The organism is Mesorhizobium robiniae, assembly GCF_040545535.1.
Classification (GTDB): domain Bacteria; phylum Pseudomonadota; class Alphaproteobacteria; order Rhizobiales; family Rhizobiaceae; genus Mesorhizobium; species Mesorhizobium robiniae.
Window position 1 is genome coordinate 1 of sequence record NZ_JBEPMC010000044.1, and the last position, 1190, is coordinate 1190.

The following is a 1190-nucleotide window of genomic DNA, read 5'->3' on the forward strand; positions in this document are numbered from 1 at the left end:
GATGTCCTTTCCTACGGGTACTTAGATGTTTCAGTTCCCCGCGTTCGCCACTTTATCCCTATGTATTCAGGATAAGTTACCTATAACAGATACTTAGAAACCACAGCAGCAAGTCTGCGCGATCTCAAAGAGATCGCCGCTTAACGCTCAATCCTTTTGGGATCTCGCGCCACCTGCTACTCTGATTTTCCAAGCACCTTAGGTGGGTTTCCCCATTCGGAAATCTACGGATCAAAGGGTATTCGCACCTCCCCGTAGCTTATCGCAGCGTATCACGTCCTTCATCGCCTGTGCATGCCAAGGCATCCACCAATTGCCCTTAAGACACTTGATCGTTCTCATTGCCAATACCCACCGCGCGATTTCGAAGAAATCGTCGCTTCAGCCACAAACCCGAGGGATTGTCGCCTCCGCGCGATCTCAAAGAGATCGTCGCTTCAGCCAAATCCTGTGCAGAATTTGGCTTGATGTCATTGGCACAAAAAGACCAGCTTCTCGAGATCGGTTCGAGGGTGCGGTTAGGCAAACCCATCATATGCGGGAGATTGAGCGTCTCCCGCGACAAATCACGAGCCTTTCGGATCATGAAGTTCGAACAAATCTTCTCTTTACGATGTCATACAGAACAGGCGGAGAGCCAGAAGCTCGCCGCAAACTCTTAAACGAATGACTTTTTCAACCGGTTGTTCATCTCTACTCGACACCTCCGCGCGATCCGTAGGATCGTCGCGAACCGCGACAATCCTTGCGGGATTGCGCGGCGACAATCCTTGCGGATTGCGCTGTAATGGTGGAGCCGGACGGGATCGAACCGACGACATCCTGCTTGCAAAGCAGGCGCTCTCCCAGCTGAGCTACGGCCCCTTGACATCTTGCTCCCGCATAATGGTATCGAGACCGAAGCGACGATCCCTGCGGGATCGCGCTGGAGCTCAACTTCCACATCGAGGCTGAAGCGACGATCCCTACGGGATCGCGCAAGTGGTGGGCCTGGGAGGACTTGAACCTCCGACCTCACGCTTATCAAGCGCGCGCTCTAACCAACTGAGCTACAAGCCCTAAAGACCGCGCTCTGCCAGTAACGAGCTGGTGACATCGAGGCAAAGCCTCGCAAGGCCGACCGGCCGTCGCGGCTTATGCCGCGCCCTCGCGGAGCGCCAGCGGCCGCCCATCTTAATCAATAGGGGGGC

The 1190-nt window shown here is 55.0% G+C and carries 2 tRNA genes and 1 rRNA gene; all 3 read right to left on the reverse strand.

Annotated elements, in window-relative coordinates:
* Positions 1 to 334, reverse strand: a 23S ribosomal RNA gene (locus tag ABID19_RS34275); the annotation flags it as partial.
* Between the two features lie 454 nt (positions 335 to 788).
* A tRNA-Ala gene (locus ABID19_RS34280) sits at positions 789 to 864 on the reverse strand.
* 118 nt (positions 865 to 982) lie between these two features.
* A tRNA-Ile gene (locus tag ABID19_RS34285) sits at positions 983 to 1059 on the reverse strand.
* Between the last annotated feature and the right edge of the window lie 131 nt (positions 1060 to 1190).